Genomic DNA, 19,323 nt, shown 5'->3' with positions numbered 1-19,323 from the left:
GGTCTCCGTATGTGGGAGGTGATCTGCCGGTCACACGGCTTCCGGACTGCCGAGGAGGATGGCGTTCTTCACGCCGCCGACCTGGTAGTTGAAGCTCAGCGCGTAGTCGAAGTCGAGCGGGCGGGGCCGCACGCCGGGGACGGGGTCGAAGGGCAGCCCGTCGGCCGGCTGCTCGCAGTTGGCGGTGGGGCAGACCTGCCCTCGCTCCATCATCATCAGCGTCATGGCGACGCCCAGGCAGCCGGCCGGTGCGCCGTTGTGACCGAAGCAGCCCTCCTGGGACGTCATCAGCACATCGCTGTCGGGTCCGTACAGCTCCCGGATGGCGGCCGCCTCGAAGGCGGTGACGACGATGTTGCCGTCGCTGCCACCGTGGACGTACGGCACCTGGTCGATCCGCCACCGGTCGCCGAGGCAGCGGCGGACGGCGGCCACGAGCTCCGCGCCGGTCTCGTCGGACGCGAGGGGGTTGGCCAGTCCGTCCCGGGTCATGGCGGTGGCCAGCACCTGGCCGTACATGTGCGCACCGCGCCGGGCGGCGTGCTCACGGCTCTCCAGGATCACCGTGGCGGCGCCCTCACCGTGGTTGATGCAGTCCGCCCGCCGGTCGTAGGGCCGCATCAGGGAGCTGAAGGACGGCAGCAGCTCCGGCATTCCGGTGGTGCGGAGGTCGTCGTAGGTCTGCTGCGCTCCGCTCAGCAGCCGTTGGATGTTCTGGATGAGGTGGACGTTGAAGACGTCGACGCCGGTCACGACCGCGACCTCGACCTCGCCCTGGGCGATCATCCGCCGGGCGTTGCCGATCTGCACGGCGGACGAGGCGCAGCCGCACGAGACGGTGTAGCAGGGGCCGTTGGACTGGGTCAGCGCCGCCTGGACCAGCGCGACATCGGAGGGTGTCACGGCCTGTTCGGCCGCGACGAACAGCTCCATGGCGTCCGGTGCGCTGGTCTTGCCGGGGTCGGCGCTCAGCACCGAGAGATAGCTCTCGATGTTCGCGTCGACACCACCGCGCCCGACCAGGATCGCGGCTTCGCTCAGGGCACCGCCGTAGAACGTCAGCCCGGCATCGGTGGTGGCCTCCGCCATCGACACCAGGCCGAAACGGTGCGCCGAGGTGTAGTGGCGGGAGAAGAACGGCGGCACGTCCGGGAGGCGTTCGTCGAACATCTCCTGGGTGAGCTCGACCGAGCCGTAGTAGACCTCGTCACGCTTCAGGCAGGACTGGCCGTTGGAGATCACGGCCCACATGTCATCGGCGGTGAAGACCGGCTCCGTCCGGCCGGGCAGACAGAATCCGACACCGGTCACCACTGCATCCCGGCTCTTGTTTCGTTCTCCGGAGTTCCCAGACTGCTGGTTCATGACAGAACTCCGTCCCTCACGCGGTTCAACATGTTCGATCTCCTCTGCACATCGCTTTCTTCTGGGGGGACGCACAGCGCCTACTCGGCGATTCTTGTGCGGTAACACCAGCGGTACACCGGGACCTGTTGTCCGCCCAGGTCCGCGTACTCGCCGTAGAATTCGAAACGCTCGTACCCGTTGCCCCGCAGGAGCCTTATCGGATCGCCCGCGTCGTCGCGCATGTGCTGCGGCAGGGCATTACCCTCCGGCCCGTCGACGAGGATCACCATTCTTCTTTTCGCCATGCTGTTCTCCGGTGTTCTGTCGCAGTGGGTTGTGTGGGGCAGGCTTCAGATGTGAGGTGGGGGGACCCGGATGCAGATCACTGCGGGACCGGTTGCGGCGGAGTGACAACTGCCGGACCGGTCATGGTGGATGGAGCGGCCACGGCGACGTGGAGGTCGTCGGCGTGGTGCAGGCGCGGCGGAATACGGTGACCGTGGTGGTCCCGGCGGCGCCCGGGGGCAGGCTGCGGGGTGTCGGCCCGCTCAGGCCTTATTACTGAATCCCGCCGCGAGAACCGCGGTGGGACGGGTGCCGGTGACGCGGGCGGCGGTCATCGGCACGCTTCCGTTGCCGAGGGAGCGGCCTGCGCCGCGCAGGACGCAATTCCCTTTCGGCGAAGTGGAGATGGGGGGCTCCACACCATCGGTTGTGGCGATATCGCCACCGGTGCAAGGGAATTCGGTCCGGATACCGCGAACGCCGGTTCCGGCCGGTACGGGGCGCCGGCCGGAACCGGGGACACGGACCGCTCCGGCCGCTCGGTCGGTGCGGGAATACCCGGCGGATTCCCCGCGGACGGGGAGGGGGCACCGTCCCGCCGGGGAATCCGCAGTGGTGGTGCGCCGGAGCGCGGCATCCGCACCGCCGTTGCCGTGCGGGTCGTCGAGCGGAGGGGTACGGTGCGGCGCCGGGGCCGACGTGGCGGTGCCGGACGCGGGTGCCGGGCCGGACGCGGGTGCCGGGCCGGACGCGGTCATGAGCGCGGATTTCTCATCCGGCATCGGAATCGGGAGATTCAGGTCACCGCCGGACCGGTCGGGTTCCGGTGCGGTCGCGGTGAGGGCCGGGATCAAGGCGCCTGCGCCGTTGACCCAGCGAATGGTGGAAATGGTTCGCATGAAGCCCCCTGATCCGAATGTGGGGGCCGATCAGCCGGTGCCGAGGTGCCGGCACCGGCTGACGGATCCAAAACCCTCTACCGGGGACGCCCATACGGCATCTCGGTCTGACCGCAACCAGGCGCTGAGCCGGGCCAACGGGTAGGCCAGGTGCCGCTCCCCGGAGAGGATGGGCGGCCCACCGGTTGGATGGGACTAGTTATCCATGCGGCTCGGCGGGCTACAACAGTCAACCGATAAGGCCACCCGTTCGGAGCAGCGCGAAAAGCGGGAACTCGTACCAACTTGCGCAATGGCCTTAGAAGATGCCTTTATTCCACTCATGACTGATGAAGCGTTTGATTGCTCACTGCTCCGGCTTGATCGCGGTATAGAACCGTGTGCAGCAGCAAGCTCGCCGCTTGTCATTCTTGTGTGTGGAACACGGCGGGAACCGACGCGCTGTCAATAGCCGACCGCCGCCGGACACCGCTGCTGGTGACAATGGAAGTCACTTCGACATCGGCAAAGCCTACGCCGTCTCCGCATCTTCCGTTGTCCATAAGCGAGTTGGAGGTGCGCCCACAATTCTCCCGTACCGGTGAGTGATCCACGGGAGGGCCGTCGGCGCGGCCCGTCTGTGCTGTAGAGCCCGGCCTTTTGCCGGCCTCGGCCGGCTGCCGTTCCCCTTCCGCAGCAGCAGCTGCAGCAAAGTGCTCTCCGCCGGGGACCGCAGTTCACAGCACCGTTCACAGCACGATGCGGTCACGATTCCTCGACTTCGGTTTCACGCTCACGAGCGAATCGCGCCATCGGCTCCGTCGGTCGAATAACTTCCCAGCAGACAAGGGTGATTCGAGAATGAACAATAACGTCGTGTGCCAGATTCCGCCCGGGACCGACACACACACGATGTCACTCGCCGCCTACGGGGAACAGAGGTGGGCGGCAGCGATGCACGGCCTGGAAACCCTGACCATGTCCCCCTACCAGGCCGGCTGGCGGCTGCGTGTCGTGCCCAGCATCGGGCACGTCCTCGTACGCAAGGTCACCCGCCGGGTCGTCAACCGCGCGCTGCACTGCTGGATCGCCGACGAATGCGGCCTGTCGACGGTGAAGAACAGCCTCGCCGTCCTCGTCCGCGTCCTGGAGCAGGCCGTCCGGGACGGGGTGCTGGACGCCAATCCGGCGCGGGTGGCCGGCTGGCAGCAGGAGTACCAGCGCGCGCAGGCCGAACGCACCGCTCCGCGGTCGCTGGCACTGCCCGACGCGGACGCCCTGGAACGGCTGGCGGCCACCCTCGTCCAACGGTCCTCCGACGGCTACGAGGGGTGGGGCGACATCGTCCGGTTCGCCGCCTGGACCGGCACCCGCTTCAGCGAGGTGTCCGCTCTGCAGGCCCAGGACATCGATGTGAGCACCTGGACCTGGCAGGTCCAGCACTTCACCGTGTCCGAGCCGGAAGGCCTGCACGACCGCCCGTGCAGAGGCAGACATCACCGGGTGGTGCCACTGCGCCCCGCCGCACGGGAGCTGGCGGCCGGCCGGCTGGAGACGGCCCGGCACACTCCCCCGGCCCGGCTGTTCACCGGCCCGCACCGGAGCCGGTTCACCGCCGCGGTGCTGCGGGACGCGACCCACTGGGACGACGTGGTGGACGAGCTCGGTCATGAGTACCTCCGGCGCCAGGACCTGCGCCACACGGGCCTGACATGGCTGGCGGACGCCGGGCTCCCGCTGCCGCTGCTGTGCGGCGCCGCCGGGCGGCCCCCGCAGGACACCCGGCGGTATCTGCCCCCTGACGGGCATCGCCTCTCCGCGGAGAGCCATGGGGAGCCACCGGCGAGTTCGGCCCCCGCCCGTACGTCGGGCGGGGGCCGAACCGTTTTCCTGCGCCCCCCTACGGAGTAACGGTGCCGAGCTGCCCGGCTAGGCCCGGCCGGGGACCGTGCCACCGGTGGACATCAGGCGCCGGGACCCGGACCGCCGTCCAGGGGTGCGGGCCCTCACAGGTAGGTGAAGGACCCGGCGTTGACGCTGCCGCCCGCGGTCTGGACGGTCACCTGCACCGTCGTCCCGCTGGTGCCCGCCGGCACGGTACCGGTCACGGTGGTGCCGCTCGCATCCACCGTCACCCCGGTGGCGGGTGCAGCCCCGAAGAGCACGGACGCCCCGAAGAGGTGGGTTCCGACAATGGTGAAGGCGGCTCCCGCGGCCCCCGTGGACGGCGTCACCGTTCCGGTGACCGTCGGAGGCAGCGGCACGTAGGTGTAACCACCCGGGACGGACGTGCTGCCGCCCGGAGAGGTCACCAGAACGGGGACATTGCCGCCGGCGGGAGGTCCGGCCGGAGTGACACCGAACAGGGTTGATCCGGTGGGGTCCGTACCCAGCACGGTCGCCGCGTTGCCGCCGATGGTGACGGAGGCGCCCTGCAGGTTCGAACCGACGATGGCGAACGGCGTGCCGCCCGCCGTCGACCCCGTGTTGGGGCTGATGGCCGCAGCCACCGGCGCGCCCGGCGTGACATAGACGTACGACGCCGGGTTGCTGGTACCGGCGGCATTGGTGACGGTGACCTGCACGGGGCCCGCGGCGTGCGCCGGGGCCACTACCGTGACGGTCAGCCCCAGCGGGTCCAGCCCGACGATGGTCGCCGACGTCCCCCCGAAGAGGACACTGCTGGCGCCGCCCAGGCCGAGGCCGACCAGCTGCACCGTGTTACCGCCCGCGGTCGGCCCCGTGGCCGGCACCACGCCGAGCAGCACCGGCCCGATCGGCAACGGCAGTGCCGACTGTGCCGATTGAGGTGTGGGTGTAGACATGAAGGTCCTCCTGCTGTGTGAGCTCGTTGCTCGGCCTGCTCGTGACAGCCATGGCGCACAAGCCGGAACCCGAGCACTGGCAGCAGCCGGCCGTACAGGAGGACGACACAGACGGGCGCGCAGTGGCCGGCCCACACCTGCGGTGCGGGGGCCGTCGCGCTCCTGGCCGTCCTTCACAGCCCTGCAGCGAAGAGGGCTGGTGGGCGGGCCGGCTACCGAAACCCGAGGGGGATGGACGGCCCACCGACCAGGCCTCACCAGTAACCCAGAAGAGTTGACGCCCGGCAATCGCGTTGACACCGCAGCACCCGATCGGCCCAGCGCGAACTGCGGCGGCTCCACCACGCCTTGGGGTACGGGGAGGGGGTGCGGGGAGGGGGTGCGGGGAGGGGGTGCGGGGAGGGGGTGCGGGTGGGGGGTGCGGGTGGGGGGAGGTGCCTCGCCCCGGCGCCGCTCCCCTCAACTCGACTCCGCACAGCCCCAGTCGGCGCTACCCCACACGCGCCTCCCCCGCAGCCGGGGCCGTCTTCGCGACCAGGGTCGGATAGTCCTCCAACGCGATCGCCGCGGAGATGTCCTGGCCCTGTTCCAGCATGGCGGTGACGGCGGCCGGAGTGTTCAGGGCGGTGTTGCGGGCGTCGATCGCCTCCTGGGTGGCGGGGGCGAAGAACTCGCCGGCGCCGCGGCCGCCCTCCTGGCAGCGGGTGGCGTAGGGGCGCAGCTTCTGTTCGTAGCGGGCGAAGGCCGTCCGGTGGTCGCCTCCGGCGAGGGCCAGTTCACCGGCAAGGACATAGGCGCCGACGATCGCCGAGCCGGTGCCCATACCGCCGACGGTGGCACCGTACGCGGCGTCCCCGAGGAGCGCGGTGCGGCCCGTGGACCACGTCGGCACATCGGCGCGGCTGAGGGAGTCGAAGTAGAGGTTGTCGGCCTCCCACAGGGTGTCGATCAGTTCCGGTGTCCGCCAGCCGGCTCCTTCGTAGGCGTGGGCTATCACCTTCTTCTGGGAGTGGATGTCGCTCCGGTCGTAGGGGAGTTGCTCCTCGGAGGCGAAGACGCAGAAGGTCTCGCCGGTGTAGCCCGGCTCTCCGGCGCGGCGGGGCAGGCTGCCGACCGTTGCCAGCCGGCCGGGTTCGCCGTAGCCGACCGGGCGGGCGCCGAGGTCTCCGGCTCCCGCGGGCAGGTCCCATGCGGCGATGTAGTAGCCGAGGTGGCTGACGAAGTGCTCCTCGGGGCCGAAGGCGAGCCGGCGCACGGTGGAGTGCAGACCGTCGGCGCCGACCACCAGGTCGAAGGTGCGTGCCGCGCCCCGTTCGAAGGTGGCGTGGACGCCGTCGGCGGTCTCGGTGAGAGAGGTGAGGGAGTCGCCGAAGAGGTACTCGGGGGTGGTGCCGGGGAAGGGGCCGCCGTCGGGCGGGGTCAGGCTGTGCGCGTGGAGGAGGCGGGACAGCTCCGAGCGGAGTATCTCGACCTCGCCGGCGGCGAACTCGGGCGGGAGGGTGGCGAGCTCGCGGCCCTGCCCGTCGATGAAGGTCATGGGGGTGCCGGGGCCGGTGCGGTGCCGTCCGATGTCGTCCAGGACGCCCATGCGCTCCAGGACCGCCAGATGCGCGGCGCCGCGGAAGTCGACCGCGAAGCCGCCGCCGCGCGGGGCAGGGGCCACCTCGATCACGGTGGTCCGGTAGCCGTAGCGGCCGAGCCAGTAGGCCAGGGCCGGGCCGGCCACGCTGGCGCCGGAGATCAGAACTGCCGGCCGTGGCGGTGCCGTTCGCTCCCCCCGCACCCGGCCGGGCCCGTCTGCGCCCTGCTGCCCCGCTGTCGTTTCGTACGTCATCGCACGCTCCCCACGTCGACCGGTCGTACGGACACAAGAAACTGTATCCGACGGACACTGTTCTGTGTACCCCGGACACAGTTTTAGGATGCGGGGATGGCGGGAGACGACGAGAAGCGCAGCGTGTTCGGGGATCAGGCGGGCAGCGTCGAGTTGCTGTGGGGCGGGCGCGAGCGGCCCAGCCGTGGCCCCAAGCCGGCGCTGAGCCTGGAGCGGATCACGCGTACGGCCATCGGCCTCGCCGACACCGGCGGGCTCGGGGCGGTCTCCATGCAACGGGTCGCGGCCGAGCTGGACTTCACCAAGATGTCCTTGTACCGCTATGTGCCGGGGAAGAGCGAGCTGGTCGCGCTGATGATCGACCGGGCGATGGGGGAACCGCCGGGCGCACCGTCGGCGGACGCCGCCGGCCGGGGCGACGGCGAGCCCTGGCGGGTCGCGCTGCGGGCCTGGGCGCACGCGCTGGCGGCTGTCTACCACCGGCACCCCTGGCTGCTGGGCGCCGCCGTCGGCCCGCGGGTCATGGGACCCCATGAACTCGGCTGGACCGAGCGCGCCCTCGCCGCGCTCGCGGACACCGGTCTGACCGGCGCCGAGCAGCTCGACGCCGTGGTCGTGGTGAGCGGCCACATCCGCGCCATCGCCCAGGTCTCGTCCTCGATGGGGCTGGGCAGCGCCCGGGCCAAGGAACCCGAACAGGTCATGAGCGCGGCGCTGAACGAGCTGCTCGCCGGCCGCGCCGACCGCTTTCCCGCGGTCGCCGCGGCCGTCGCGGCCACCGAGGCCGACAGCGCCTCCCGCGACCGGGCCGGGGAGTTCGGCCTGGAGCGGATCCTGGACGGCCTGGCGGCCTATATGAGCCGGGTGCAGGGCCTCGCTTAGGACGTCGTCCGTACGGAGGCCGCGGGCAGCGAGCGCAGCCAGTCGAGGAGGAGCCGGTTGACCTCCCCGGGGCGTTCCTGCTGGAGCCAGTGGCCGCAGCCGTCGAGGATGTGGGAGGACGACAGGCCGGGGAGGGTGCGGGGGAACGCCTTGATGGCGTCGGCCATCCACTGGGTGGGGGCGTCGCGTTCCCCGCCGATGAAGAGGGCGGGCTGGGTGAGCGGAGCCCCGTCCCAGGCGGCGAGGTCCTCCCAGTCCCGGTCGACATTGCGGTAGCGGTTGAGCCCGCCGGCCAGGCCGGTCCGTTCGAACTCGGCCGCATAGAAGTCGAGATCGGCCTCGGTGAGCCAGGAGAGGGGCCGGGGCGGGCCCGCGGGGAAGCGGTCGGACAGCTTTCCGCCCGGGGGCACGGAGAAGAGGCCGGCGCCGCCCGGGTCGGACGAGGGCTCGGCATCGCCCGAGAGCCCGGTGTAGAACCCGGCGAGCCAGGTACGGACGTCGGGTTCGATCTCCGCCTCCGCCCGGCCCGGCTCCTGGAAGTAGCTGATGTAGAACTCCTCGGCGCCGCCGAGCTGCGCGAAGGCCTCGGTGGGCCGGGTCGCGCCGCGGGGCGCGTACGGCACGCTCAGCAGGGCCACGGCGGTGAACATGTCGGGCCGCAGCAGCGCCGAGTTGGCGGCGATGGGTGAGCCCCAGTCGTGGCCCGCGATGACGGCGGTCTCCTCGCCGAGGGCGCGCACCACGGCGACGTTGTCGGCGACATGGGCGAGCATCCGGTAGGCCGCCACCTCGCGGGGCTTCGACGAGCGCCCGTAGCCGCGTACATCGAGGGCGACGGCCCGGTAGCCCGCTGCGGCGAGCGCGGGGAGCTGGTGGCGCCACGAGTACCACGACTCGGGAAACCCGTGGACCAGCAGGACGAGGGGTCCGCTGCCCTGCTCCACCAGGTGGATGCGGCCGCCGGGGGCCTCCACCGTGCGGTGGACCGCCGCCGGCGGCGCGGCGGCGGCCCGCTCCGGCGCCGGTGCCCCGTCTTCCGGTGACGTGGCCGGCGTGGGCGTCGTCTTGGCGGACTGCGGCATGCTTCCTCCTGGGGCGAGTACGGCGCGCTCGTGAGGGCGGTGTGCGGTGGAACGGCGCGGGGCCGACGGGTCGTCATGACCCGCTGTCGCCCTGGCAGCTCCGCCCACGATCATGGCGCTGTCCGTACGGCGGGCGCGAGGATTCTTGCCGGATCGGCAAACCCGTACCGGGGGCCGCCGGGCCGCGCCTCCTCGGGGAAACCCCTGCAGCCGCACCGTCCTCGGGGAAGCCCCTACAGCCGCACCGTCCGCCTCGGCTGTTCCTTCGCGCCCGTCAACAGGCCGTGCAGGGTGGCGAATTCGTCGACGCACTTGGCGGTGCCGTTGACCACACAGTCCAGGGGCTCGTCGGCGACCCGGACCGGGACGCCCATCTCCTGGCGCAGCCGCCGGTCCAGGCCGCGGAGCAGGGCGCCGCCGCCGGTGAGGGCGATACCGTGCTCGACGATGTCGCCGGAGAGCTCCGGGGGGCAGTCGTCGAGGGTGCGGTGGACGGCGCGGACGATCGCGTCGACGGGTTCGGCCAGTGCCTCGCGGATCTCCTCCTCGGTGATCTCCTGGATGCGGGGCAGGCCGTTGACGTGGTCGCGGCCGCGGACCGTGTAGGTGGACGGGCGCTCCGGTTCGCCGTCCTCGTCGACGTCGATCGGGGTCCAGACCGCCGAGCCGATCGCGATCTTGATGTCCTCGGCGGTGCGTTCACCGATGTCCAGGGAGTGCTTCTTCTTGATGTAGGCGCTGACGGCGGAGTCCAGGGCGTCACCGGCGACCCGTACGGACTGGGCGGTGACCAGGCCGCCCATGGAGACGACGGCGACCTCGGTCGTGCCGCCGCCGATGTCCACCACCATGCAGCCGACCGGCTCGTCGACCGGGAGCCCGGCGCCGATCGCGGCGGCCATCGGCTCTTCGATGAGGTGCACTTCGCGGGCGCCGGCGCCCCGGGCGGAATCGATGACCGCGCGCCGTTCGACGCCGGTGATGCCGGAGGGGACGCAGATGACCACCCGCGGCCGGGAGAAGCGGCGGCTGGGCAGGGCCTTCTTCATCAGGGCGCGGAGCATCTGCTCGGCGGCGTCGAAGTCGGCGATGACACCTTCGCGGAGGGGGCGCATCGCGGTGATCCCGGACGGGGTACGACCGATGGTCCGCTTGGCCTCCACGCCCACGGCGATCACCTCACCGGCGGCGTTGACCGCGACGACGGACGGCTCGTTCAGCACCACGCCCTTACCGCGGGCGTACACCAGGGTGTTGGCCGTGCCGAGGTCGATGCCTATGTCGTACGTACCGGACGAAGTGCTGGACGCCATGGGGAGTTCGTGTGCTCTCTCGCGACGGGGTGGGTTCCTGGGGGCATTGCGCTGCAGACAACCCCATGGGCTACCAATGGTGATCATTGCGGGCAATTGTTAAGACTACTGGGGACGCGGAATGGTTCCCCTCCGCGCCGTCCCTCTCCTTCACCGGCCGCTGTTCTCCTCCGTTCCGTGCGCCGTCCGGCTGTCCGTGTCCGGCTCCCTGGACAGTGCCTCGGCCAGGTCGTCGAGGGCGTCGAGGAGCAGGTCGGCGACGCGCAGGGCGACACCGCGGTTCGCGTCCTCCGCGTCCCACCTCTCCCATACGGCGCGCAGCTCGCTCCAGTTCAGTTCGCCCCGTTCCCGGACGGCCACGGTGGCCTCCTCCAGGGTGGCACGCAGTTCGAAGGCGAACGCGGTGGCACCCGGTGAGGACGCGGCATCCCGTTCGGGGAGGTGGACCTCCAGGATCATCGTGACCCGGCCCATGGTGGCGAGCGCGGCGCTGGCCGCCTTCGCCGAGGCGAGGGAGAGGCCGCGGTGGCGTACGGGCTCCTTCTCGGCGCGGGCCTCGCTCTCCTCCCAGGCGACGCGGGCCGCACGGGAGTCCAGCAGGGCGTCGCGGACCTGCCGGGGGCGGCGTTCGGCGGGCGTGGCGTAGAGGTCGAACACGGCCAGGGCGTACTGCCCGTTGGCCGCCAGCCAGTCGGCGAGGCGGTCGCGGAGCTTGGGGGTCTCCCAGGCGGGGAACAGCGCGTACGACAGCATCGCGAGCAGTCCGCCGAGGAGGGTGAGCACGACGCGTTCCTGGACGGTCTGTTCCCAGCCGGCACCGGCGATGCCGAGCAGGAAGACGACATAGGCGGCCACACACGCCGAGGTCACCGAGAAGCCGGTGCGCATCAGCAGATACATCAGCCCGACGCAGACCACGGCCAGCCCGGCGCTGACATACCTGCTCGGATGCGCCACGGCCATCAGCGCCCCCGCGATGCCGACGCCGACGAGGGTGCCGCTGAAGCGGGCGACGCCGCGGGAGTAGGTCTGGGCGAAGTCGGGGCGCATCACCATGACGGAGGCGAGCGGCGCCCAGTAGCCGTGGCCGAACGGGAGCGCGGTGCCCAGCAGATAGCCTGCGGCGGCGACCGCGGCGACCCGGAGGGCGTGCCGGAAGATGTGCGAGGTCCAGCGGGCCTCGCGGTGCAGGGCGCGCAGGGCGCCCGGTACCAGTTTGGGGACGCTGGGGCGCAGCAGATGGCCGCGTTCGGCCTCGGTGGTGGGGCGGGTAGCCTCGACCGGCTCATCGGTGAGTTCGACGGCGTCGGCGAGCAGGGAGATCAGGCGGTAGGCGGAGCGGCGGGCGGCCCCGTGGAGCATCGGGCCGGTCGCGGGGATTTCGAGGGTGGCCATCGCCTCGGGGGGCAGCCGGACCGGCTTGGCGTGCCGTACGGCGTGGGCGACGGCGTCCAGGACGGTGGCCGCGGCGTCCAGCAGGTCGCGGGCCCGGTCGCGTTCGGGCCCTTCCAGCGGGGCGCCGACGACCGGGTCGGCGAGGGAGGCGAGGACCGGCCGGACGCGTTCGGCGAGGCCGCGGGGCCCGTGCAGCTGTACGGGGCGGCGTCTGGCCTGACGCGGGGTCACGGCGGAGGCGAGCCGGGCGTCCATCAGGGGCGCCGGGTCGAACGCGGCGACCGGGTCGTGCCGCAGCCGCCGGGCGTAGTCGGCCTCGGCGGCCAGGGCGTCGGAGAGCGCGTCGCGCTGGACGCCCCAGGGGCGCACCGGGAAGACCACGATGAGGGTCGCCTGGACGAGGCCGCCGAAGAAGATCAGGGCGGCGTGTTCCGCCGCGCCGAGGACGGAGGTCGGCAGGGTGACGGTGACCAGCATGATCGCCACGGTCTGGGTGCCGGCCAGCCCGGAGACCGGGCCGATCGCCCAGGCCATGCCCGCCAGGAAGGTCCAGCCGGCCAGGAGCAGGACGAAGGCGACGACATGGGCGGCGGCCAGATAGCCGAGGAAGGTGGAGACCGCCAGCGCCCCGGCAACGGCGAGTGCGAGCACCGGGCGGGGCCGCATGCTGCGCTGGAAGGTGACGATGCCGGAGGAGAACGCGCCGAAGGCGGAGGAGACCGCGAGTGCCGGGTCACCGCGCCACAGGCACAGCCCGATGACGATGGCGACGCCGGCCGAGCCGCGGATGGCGATCAGCGGAGTGAGCTTGGTCCGCTCGATGGTCAGCCCCGAGCGGGCGGCTTCCTTGAGCGCACGCGACCAGGTCATAGCGAGAGGATACGGGCCGGAGGCGGGGGTTCCGGTATGGCCGGAGCGGGCTCAGCGCCCCCGCGTCCCGCCCTGCACACCGGGAAAATCCCGGTAAAACCGCCTTCCGCTGCGCACAGAACATCCCAGGTCACAAAGGGGATGCCCGGATTCCGGCGGGCGGTGCGAGGAAGCCGACACCCCGGCGGGGAAACCGGGGGCCGCTCCCCTTCCCTCTTGCTCCCCAGCCGGGACAAGTCCCGGGTGTCCGGCAAGGAGAAGGACCCGTGCGCAAAGCCCTGTTCCGTCCGGTGATCGCGCTGATCGCCCTGACCGTTCTCGTCACCACCGCCGGCTGCGGCACCAGCGCCTCCCAGGCCTCCCCCATACGGTTCGGCGGCCCCCAGGCGGGCCCCGCGCTGCACACCACGCCGGCGAAACGGTCGCTGGTGCAGTGGCCCACGCGGCCGATCACCTTCGAGGAGGAGAGCCGGGTCGGCGGGGCCGGCGAGGACACCCCGATCGGCGTGACCACCCTGCGGGGCCCGAAGTCGGGCGTCACCGGGAAGGTCTGGGTCTGGGCGCCGCCGGAGTACTACGAGAAGCGGAACGCACACAAGGGCTTCCCCGTGATGGAGGTGCTGCCCGGCTCGTACGGCTACCCCGTCAACTACTGGACCGGCGCCGACCTCAAACTGCAGGAGAACCTCGCCCGGTGGTCCAGGAACGGCAGCAGCCTGCCGTTCATCGTCGTCATGCCGGTGCTCAACCCCGATGACAAGCACTACTACGACGGCAGTGACATACCCGGCCGGCCGAAGACCGGCACCTGGCTCAGCCAGGACGTGCCCGACCTCGTACGGCAGAACTTCCGCACCCTCAGGACCCGCGACGCCTGGGCGATCATGGGCTCCTCGTCGGGCGGCTTCGCGGCGCTGAAGAACGTGCTCCAGCACCCGGACACGTTCAAGGTGGCGATACCCAACGGGCCGGACATCCTGCCCGACTCACCACTGTGGAGCGGCCACGCCGAGGAGAAGCGGGAGAACAACCCGGAGGTACTGGCCCGCCGGCTGATGGCGCGCGGCGGACCGGACGTCTACCTCGCCTTCCAGGACGGCTCCAGAGAGCACACGGTGCTGCCGAAGGTCCGCAGGTTCATCGCACAGTACGGGCACGGTCCGGTGCACACCCGGCTGCAGATCGTGCCGGGCGGCACCCACAGCGCGGAGACCTATGTGCGGGGCCTGGGCGAGGGCACGATGCGCTGGGTCAGTGCGCACATGCAGGGGCCGACCGCCTGACGGGGCCGGCCGGGTCCGGCCCCGGGGACGGGTGCCGGGGTGCCGGCCCGCCGGTCACTCCGCCGTCACGACACCGGTCACCCCGCCGTCACCACACCGGTCACCCCGCCGTCACGACACCACGTCCTTGCGCGCGAACCCCCGGAACGCCAGCGCGCACAGCACCAGGGCGTACGCCACCGAGACCGCCGAACCCTGGATCATCCCGGACCACTCCATCCGGGGCTGCAGGGCGTCCGCCCAGGAGTACTGCCAGTGCGCGGGCAGTACATTGCGCCAGGTGCCGAGGGCGGTGACCTGGTCGAGGACATTGCCGACGATGGTCAGCCCGACGGCGCCGCCGACCGCGCCCAGCGGTGCGTCGGTCACCGTCGACAGCCAGAACGCCAGCGCCGCGGTGACCAGCTGGCTGACGAAGAGGTAGCCGACCACGACCGCCAGCCGCGGCACCGCCTCGCCCGCGGACAGCGCGCCGCCGGTGGGCAGTTGCAGCGGGCCCCAGCCGTACACGGCGCTGCCCACGCCCAGCGCGACCAGCGGCAGCAGCAGCATCGCAGCGGCGCTGAACAGCAGCCCGACGGTGAGCTTGCTCAGCAGCAGCCGGGCCCGTGGGACCGGCGCGGCGAGCAGATAGCGCAGCGAGGACCAGCTCGCCTCCGACGCGACCGTGTCACCGCAGAACAGGGCCACCGGCACCACCAGCAGAAAACCCGCGGAGACGAACAGCGCGGTGGCGGCGAAGTTGCCGCCGGACGCGGTGGCACTGTCCATGAGGGTGATCCGGCCGTTGCTGCGGCTGTCCGGGTCGCCGCCGATCGCGAACGCCGCCACCAGTACGAACGGCAGCAGCGTCAGGATGGCGGCGATCACCAGCGTGCGGCGGCGCCGCAGCTGGCGCCGGGCCTCGACGCGCAGCGGGAGGGTGCGGCGCGGGCGGTAGCCCGGCGCGCGTGCCGTGGGGGTCGCGGTCATCGGTCCCCTCCGATCAGGGTGAGGAAGGCGTCCTCCAGGCGTCGGTGCGGGCCGATGCGGTCCACCGGGACCTCCAGCCGGAGGAGTCCGGCGAGCAGTTGGGGCGTGCCGAGTCCGTCCAGCCGTACGAGCAGGCCGCCCTCGGCGCGTACGGCCGAGGCGACGCCCGGCAGTGCGGCCACCTTCTCCACCACGGCGTCACCGATCTCCTCCGCGACACCGATCAGCAGGGTGTCGCCGGAGCCGGTGATCTCGGCGACCGGACCGGCCTGCACCAGCCGGCCGCGGTCCATGACGACCAGATGGGTACAGCTCTGTTCGACCTCGGACAGCAGATGGCTGGAGACGATGACGGTGCGTCCGGCGGCGGCGTAGCGGATCATCACGTCGCGCATCTCCCGGATCTGCGGCGGGTCGAGCCCGTTCGTCGGCTCGTCGAGGATCAGCAGATCCGGCAGGCCGAGCATGGCCTGGGCCAGAGCGAGGCGCTGGCGCATGCCCTGCGAGTAGGTGCGCACGGCGCGTTCCAGGGCGTCGCCGAGACCGGCGATCTCCAGTGCCTCGTCGAGGTGCGCGTCGGCGGCGGGCCGGCCGGTGGCCTGCCAGTACAGGTCGAGGTTGGCGCGGCCGGACAGATGCGGCAGGAAGCCGGGGCCCTCGACGAACGCGCCGACCCGCGACAGCACCGGGGCGCCCGGCCGGATGGCCTGCCCGAAGATCCTGATCTCGCCCTCGTCGGGCGTGATCAGCCCCATCAGCATCCGCAGGGTGGTGGTCTTGCCGGCGCCGTTGGGCCCCAGCAGGCCCAGCACCTGCCCCTTCTCGACACGGAAGGACAACTCCCGTACGGCATACCGGGTGGTGGACCTGGCGTACCGCTTGCTCAGGTCGCTGATCTGCAGCGGGACCTCGGCGAGTGCCGGGTCGGGCGCGGGCGCCGCGGTCCGGCGGCGGGCGGTGAGCAGCAGCAGCGCGGCGATGGCCGCGGCCGCGGCGGGCAGCGCCCAGGTCCAGGCGGGCAGCGGGGCGGCGGCGCTGCGTACGTGGGGCGCGGTGGGCACGCTGAGGGTGCCGTCCGGCAGGGAGACGGTGTAGGCGGCGGGTTCGGCCGGTGAGGCATAGCCGAGGTCGGTGGCGGAGAGCACCAGCCGCAGCCGGTGGCCGGCCGCGAAGTCATGGTCGACGGCGGGCATCCGGAGCCGCACGGTCCGGCCGTCGTGGGCGTCCTTGATCCGGTACGGCGTGACGAGCTGGGACGGCAGCACCTGGCGGCGGCCGTCCGGTGAGACGTCGTAGACCTTGGCGAAGAACACCGCGTCCGGGCTGTCGGACCGTACGTGGACGGTGGCGGTGGGGCTGCCGGTGAGATGGACGGGGGTGCGCAGCGGCGCCGATTCGAAGCGGGCGTACTGGCCGGGGAAGTCCAGGGACAGTCCGCCGGCGCCCAGCGAGGAGAGGTTGCCGAGCGCGCCGACCCCGGGCACCGCGGAGATCGCCGGCGGTCCGGCGCCGGGCGGGTTGCTGAAGGTCTGGGTACGGCCGGCCAGCCGGATCCGCCGTGGCGCGTTCTCCAGTCCGGCGTAGCGGTCCGCGCCCGCGCCGCGCAGCCGCACCGCGCCGTTGGTGGAGTCCACTCCCCCGGTGCGGCTGATCCGGAACGCGGGCCCGGTGCCGGCGTGCTTGTCGCCCTTGAGATAGCGGTCGAACCAGGCCTTCGTCCGTCCCTCCAGGCGGGCGGCCTCCCGGTCCCCGCCGTCGTGCCCGCCGGAGATCCAGTCGACGTCGACCGGTGCACCGTTCTTACGGAGCTTCTTGTAGAGGGCGTCGGACTGGTCGAGCGGGAACAGCGAGTCGGTCTGGCCCTGCATGATCAGGGTCGGCACCTTAATGCGGTCGCCGACGGCGGACGGGCTGCGGTCCGCCAGGAGGGCACGGGCCGCGGCGTCCGGCCTGCCGCTGACAGCGACCCGCTCGTACATCCGGCACAGCGCGGGCTCGAATCTCCCGCAGCCCCCGGACGTGGTGGGCGCGGCACCCGCGGAGCCGGTGGGGGCGCCCGCCGAGCCGGTGGTGAAGAAGATCCCGGCCCACAGCTTCTTGAACACGCCATGGGGGAAGAGGGCGTCGGCGAGGTTCCAGTAGGTGATCTGCGGGGCGATGGCGTCGACCCGCCGGTCGTTGCCGGCCGCCAGCAGCGAGATCGCACCGCCGTAAGAGCCGCCGGCCACCCCCACCCGGGGGTCGCCGTCCTTGTCGAGCTGCACCTCGGGGCGCTCGGCCAGCCAGTCGATCAGCCGGCGGACGTCGGCGACCTCACCGTCCGGGTCGTTCAGCCCGATCTTGCCGGTGGACTTCCCGAAACCGCGCGCCGACCAGGTCAGTACGGCGTAGCCGTCCCGGGCCAGCTGCTCGGCCTGGGGGCGGAGGTTCGCCTTGCTGGCGCCGAAGCCATGGGCGAGCAGCACCGCGGGCCGCCGCCCCGCGGAGTGGCCCTGCGCGGTGAAGAAGGAGGTGTCGATCCGCACCTTCTTCGTACTGCCGGGCCTCTCCGGCATGGTCAGGAGCCGGTCCGTCCGGTGGACGGCGGGCGCGGCGTCCGAGGAGGCGGCCGCCCAGGTGCCGCCTCCTACGAGGACGGCCAGCGCGCCCGCGGCGGCGTACCAGCGCCGTCCGCGCAGTCGGATACCTCGGAGAGCCATACGTGAATCCTAGGGAGGAGCCGGTGCGGGCGGCCGGTACCCCGGGCGGAACCCGGCGGCCTCCCTGGGGAGTAGGGTGCGCGCGCCTGTACCACGGACGCGGTACAGGCCCGGGGCGCCAGGGCCTGCCGTCCGGATCGGCCGACCCGGGGCGCGCACCTGCGAAGGAGGGGCCGCACGCCTACCGCGGCAGCAGGACCCGCATCTCCAGTCCGCCGCCCTCGCGGGGCCGGGCGGTGATGGTGCCGTCGTGGGCGCGCACCACCGACCGCACGATGGACAGGCCCAGACCGACGCCCTTGTCGCTGCCGGTGCGCTCGGTGCGCAGCCGCCGGAAGGGCTCGAAGAGGTTCTCCACCTCATAGGCCGGCACCACCGGCCCCGTATTGGCAACCACCAGCACCGCACACCCCGGCTGCGGCTCGGTGACCACCTCCACCCAACCCCCCTCCGCCACGTTGTAGCGCACCGCGTTCTGCACCAGATTCAGCGCGATCCGCTCCAGCAGCACACCATTGCCCTGCACCAGCACCTGCCGGCGGCCCCCCCGCAGCTCCACCCCCTTGGCATGCGCCTCCTCCCGCGACTGATCCACCGCCTGCGCCGCCACCTCCGACAGATCAACCGGCTTCTTGTCCACCACCCTGTTCTCACTGCGCGCCAGCAACAACAACCCCTCCACCAGCTGCTCACTGCGCTCATTCGTCGCCAGCAACGTCTTGCCCAGCTGCGCCAGCTCCGGCGACGCCCCCGGATCAGCCAGCTGCACCTCCAGCAACGTCCGATTGATCGCCAACGGCGTCCGCAGCTCATGCGACGCATTCGCCACGAACCGCCGCTGCGACTCGAACGCCCGGTCCAACCGGTCCAGCATCTGATCGAACGTGTCCGCCAGCTCCTTGAGCTCATCATCCGGACCACCCAGCTCGATCCGGCGATGCAGATCCGAACCCGCCACCCGCTGCGCCGTCCGCGTGATCCGCCCCAACGGCGACAACACCCGCCCCGCCATCGCATAACCGAACGCGAACGCCACCACCGTCAGCCCCAGCAGCGCCAGCAAGGAACGGTTGAGGAAGGTGTGCAGCGCCAGTTCGCGCTGGTTGCGGACGCAGTCGCTGATCGCCGCGTTGATCTCGCCGACCGTGCCGATGGACGGCAGGCCGGGACAACTGATGTTGCCCACCCGGACGTTGGTGCCGAAAACCCGGAACTCCGGGGTGCCCTCCTTGAGGGTCTTGGCCGCAAGGATGTAGATGAGCGTGAGCAGGACGACCCCGGCCATCAGGAACATGCCGCCGTACAGCAGCGTGAGCCGTATCCGGATGGTCGGCCGCAGCCACGGCGCCGGACGGTGCGGCGGCTCAGGGCTCACAGTGGGCATCGGAGGCGGGGTCGCCGGCGCGGGCGCCTGGGAAGTGGGTGCCATGGCGCTCAGCCCCGAGGAGCCGACGAAGCGGGCACCACGACAGATACCGGGGCAAGGGTTAAACACACGGCTGATCCTTCCTCAGGCGCCTTAAGGCACAGGTCAGTTGCCAGGCAGTGGCCATCCTGCACAAAGGGGTCATAAACCGGCAGTAAGCAACGGCTCACCTCCCGGCCCACAGACCTCGCCCGCACCGGCCCGTCGGTCGCCGGGCAGGTGCGGGGGAAGC

Annotated in this window: 13 protein-coding genes; 3 read left to right on the top strand and 10 right to left on the bottom strand. The window is 71.7% G+C overall.

Features of this window, described 5'->3' with window-relative positions; all coding sequences use genetic code 11:
- Positions 1-30: 30 nt before the first annotated feature.
- Entirely contained in the window at positions 31-1,365 is a 1,335-nt protein-coding gene (locus AB0C46_RS31095; protein WP_362831906.1) for a beta-ketoacyl synthase N-terminal-like domain-containing protein, read from the bottom strand.
- A gap of 80 nt (positions 1,366-1,445) precedes the next feature.
- Positions 1,446-1,652 carry a DUF5988 family protein gene (locus AB0C46_RS31090; RefSeq protein WP_042154910.1) on the bottom strand — a complete coding sequence of 69 codons (207 nt, stop codon included), beginning with the start codon at positions 1,650-1,652 and terminating at the stop codon, positions 1,446-1,448.
- A gap of 1,719 nt (positions 1,653-3,371) precedes the next feature.
- On the opposite strand from AB0C46_RS31090, the gene AB0C46_RS31085 reads away from it, so the two are divergent.
- Positions 3,372-4,421, top strand: a complete 1,050-nt coding sequence (locus AB0C46_RS31085) for a tyrosine-type recombinase/integrase (RefSeq protein ID WP_362831904.1) — start codon at positions 3,372-3,374, stop codon at positions 4,419-4,421.
- Between the two features lie 95 nt (positions 4,422-4,516).
- Here AB0C46_RS31085 and AB0C46_RS31080 read toward each other — a convergent pair whose 3' ends face one another.
- Both AB0C46_RS31080 and AB0C46_RS31075 read right to left on the bottom strand, forming a co-directional pair.
- Positions 4,517-5,335 carry an IPT/TIG domain-containing protein gene (locus tag AB0C46_RS31080; RefSeq protein ID WP_362831903.1) on the bottom strand — a complete coding sequence of 273 codons (819 nt, stop codon included), beginning with the start codon at positions 5,333-5,335 and terminating at the stop codon, positions 4,517-4,519.
- A gap of 490 nt (positions 5,336-5,825) precedes the next feature.
- Positions 5,826-7,169 carry an FAD-dependent monooxygenase gene (locus AB0C46_RS31075; RefSeq protein WP_362831902.1) on the bottom strand — a complete coding sequence of 448 codons (1,344 nt, stop codon included), beginning with the start codon at positions 7,167-7,169 and terminating at the stop codon, positions 5,826-5,828.
- Positions 7,170-7,265: 96 nt separating this feature from the next.
- Between AB0C46_RS31075 and AB0C46_RS31070 the strand changes: the two genes are divergently transcribed.
- Positions 7,266-8,051, top strand: coding sequence for a TetR/AcrR family transcriptional regulator C-terminal domain-containing protein (locus tag AB0C46_RS31070; protein WP_362831900.1), 786 nt, complete (start codon positions 7,266-7,268; stop codon positions 8,049-8,051).
- Here AB0C46_RS31070 and AB0C46_RS31065 read toward each other — a convergent pair.
- The 3 genes from AB0C46_RS31065 to AB0C46_RS31055 all read right to left on the bottom strand — a co-directional run bounded on the left by AB0C46_RS31065 (position 8,048) and on the right by AB0C46_RS31055 (position 12,711).
- A complete protein-coding gene (locus tag AB0C46_RS31065; protein WP_362831899.1) occupies positions 8,048-9,133 on the bottom strand; it encodes an alpha/beta hydrolase in 1,086 nt (361 codons plus the stop codon). The genes AB0C46_RS31070 and AB0C46_RS31065 overlap by 4 nt on opposite strands.
- Positions 9,134-9,366: 233 nt before the next feature.
- Positions 9,367-10,446 carry a rod shape-determining protein gene (locus AB0C46_RS31060; RefSeq protein WP_362831898.1) on the bottom strand — a complete coding sequence of 360 codons (1,080 nt, stop codon included), beginning with the start codon at positions 10,444-10,446 and terminating at the stop codon, positions 9,367-9,369.
- A 150-nt stretch (positions 10,447-10,596) separates the two neighbouring features.
- Positions 10,597-12,711, bottom strand: a complete 2,115-nt coding sequence (locus tag AB0C46_RS31055; protein ID WP_362831896.1) for an FUSC family protein — start codon at positions 12,709-12,711, stop codon at positions 10,597-10,599.
- Between the two features lie 266 nt (positions 12,712-12,977).
- On the opposite strand from AB0C46_RS31055, the gene AB0C46_RS31050 reads away from it, so the two are divergent.
- Positions 12,978-13,994 (top strand): alpha/beta hydrolase-fold protein, encoded by a 1,017-nt coding sequence (locus AB0C46_RS31050; RefSeq protein WP_362831895.1) that lies wholly within the window; start codon positions 12,978-12,980, stop codon positions 13,992-13,994.
- A 111-nt stretch (positions 13,995-14,105) separates the two neighbouring features.
- On the opposite strand, the gene AB0C46_RS31045 is transcribed toward AB0C46_RS31050, so the two are convergent.
- From AB0C46_RS31045 to AB0C46_RS31035, 3 genes are all read right to left on the bottom strand, one after another.
- The gene (locus tag AB0C46_RS31045; protein ID WP_362831894.1) at positions 14,106-14,966 is read right to left on the bottom strand and encodes an ABC transporter permease; all 861 of its coding nucleotides are present in this window, start codon (positions 14,964-14,966) and stop codon (positions 14,106-14,108) included.
- Positions 14,963-17,665, bottom strand: a complete 2,703-nt coding sequence (locus tag AB0C46_RS31040) for an alpha/beta fold hydrolase (RefSeq protein WP_362831893.1) — start codon at positions 17,663-17,665, stop codon at positions 14,963-14,965. Before AB0C46_RS31040 ends, AB0C46_RS31045 begins: the two co-directional genes overlap by 4 nt.
- Positions 17,666-17,846: 181 nt before the next feature.
- Positions 17,847-19,094, bottom strand: coding sequence for a HAMP domain-containing sensor histidine kinase (locus AB0C46_RS31035; protein WP_362831918.1), 1,248 nt, complete (start codon positions 19,092-19,094; stop codon positions 17,847-17,849).
- Between the last annotated feature and the right edge of the window lie 229 nt (positions 19,095-19,323).

The sequence above is a fragment of the Streptomyces sp. NPDC048637 genome (assembly GCF_040650675.1).
Classification (GTDB): domain Bacteria; phylum Actinomycetota; class Actinomycetes; order Streptomycetales; family Streptomycetaceae; genus Streptomyces.
The sequence above is the reverse complement of the archived record's forward strand: the minus strand, read 5'-3'. Positions and strand labels throughout refer to the sequence as shown.

Coding starts and splice junctions, on each gene's coding strand:
- AB0C46_RS31095 (WP_362831906.1), bottom strand. CDS start 1,365: ATGAACCAGCAGTCTGGGAACTCCGGAGAACGAAACAAGAGCCGGGAT.
- AB0C46_RS31090 (WP_042154910.1), bottom strand. CDS start 1,652: ATGGCGAAAAGAAGAATGGTGATCCTCGTCGACGGGCCGGAGGGTAAT.
- AB0C46_RS31085 (WP_362831904.1), top strand. CDS start 3,372: ATGAACAATAACGTCGTGTGCCAGATTCCGCCCGGGACCGACACACAC.
- AB0C46_RS31080 (WP_362831903.1), bottom strand. CDS start 5,335: ATGTCTACACCCACACCTCAATCGGCACAGTCGGCACTGCCGTTGCCG.
- AB0C46_RS31075 (WP_362831902.1), bottom strand. CDS start 7,169: ATGACGTACGAAACGACAGCGGGGCAGCAGGGCGCAGACGGGCCCGGC.
- AB0C46_RS31070 (WP_362831900.1), top strand. CDS start 7,266: ATGGCGGGAGACGACGAGAAGCGCAGCGTGTTCGGGGATCAGGCGGGC.
- AB0C46_RS31065 (WP_362831899.1), bottom strand. CDS start 9,133: ATGCCGCAGTCCGCCAAGACGACGCCCACGCCGGCCACGTCACCGGAA.
- AB0C46_RS31060 (WP_362831898.1), bottom strand. CDS start 10,446: ATGGCGTCCAGCACTTCGTCCGGTACGTACGACATAGGCATCGACCTC.
- AB0C46_RS31055 (WP_362831896.1), bottom strand. CDS start 12,711: ATGACCTGGTCGCGTGCGCTCAAGGAAGCCGCCCGCTCGGGGCTGACC.
- AB0C46_RS31045 (WP_362831894.1), bottom strand. CDS start 14,966: ATGACCGCGACCCCCACGGCACGCGCGCCGGGCTACCGCCCGCGCCGC.
- AB0C46_RS31040 (WP_362831893.1), bottom strand. CDS start 17,665: ATGGCTCTCCGAGGTATCCGACTGCGCGGACGGCGCTGGTACGCCGCC.
- AB0C46_RS31035 (WP_362831918.1), bottom strand. CDS start 19,094: ATGGCACCCACTTCCCAGGCGCCCGCGCCGGCGACCCCGCCTCCGATG.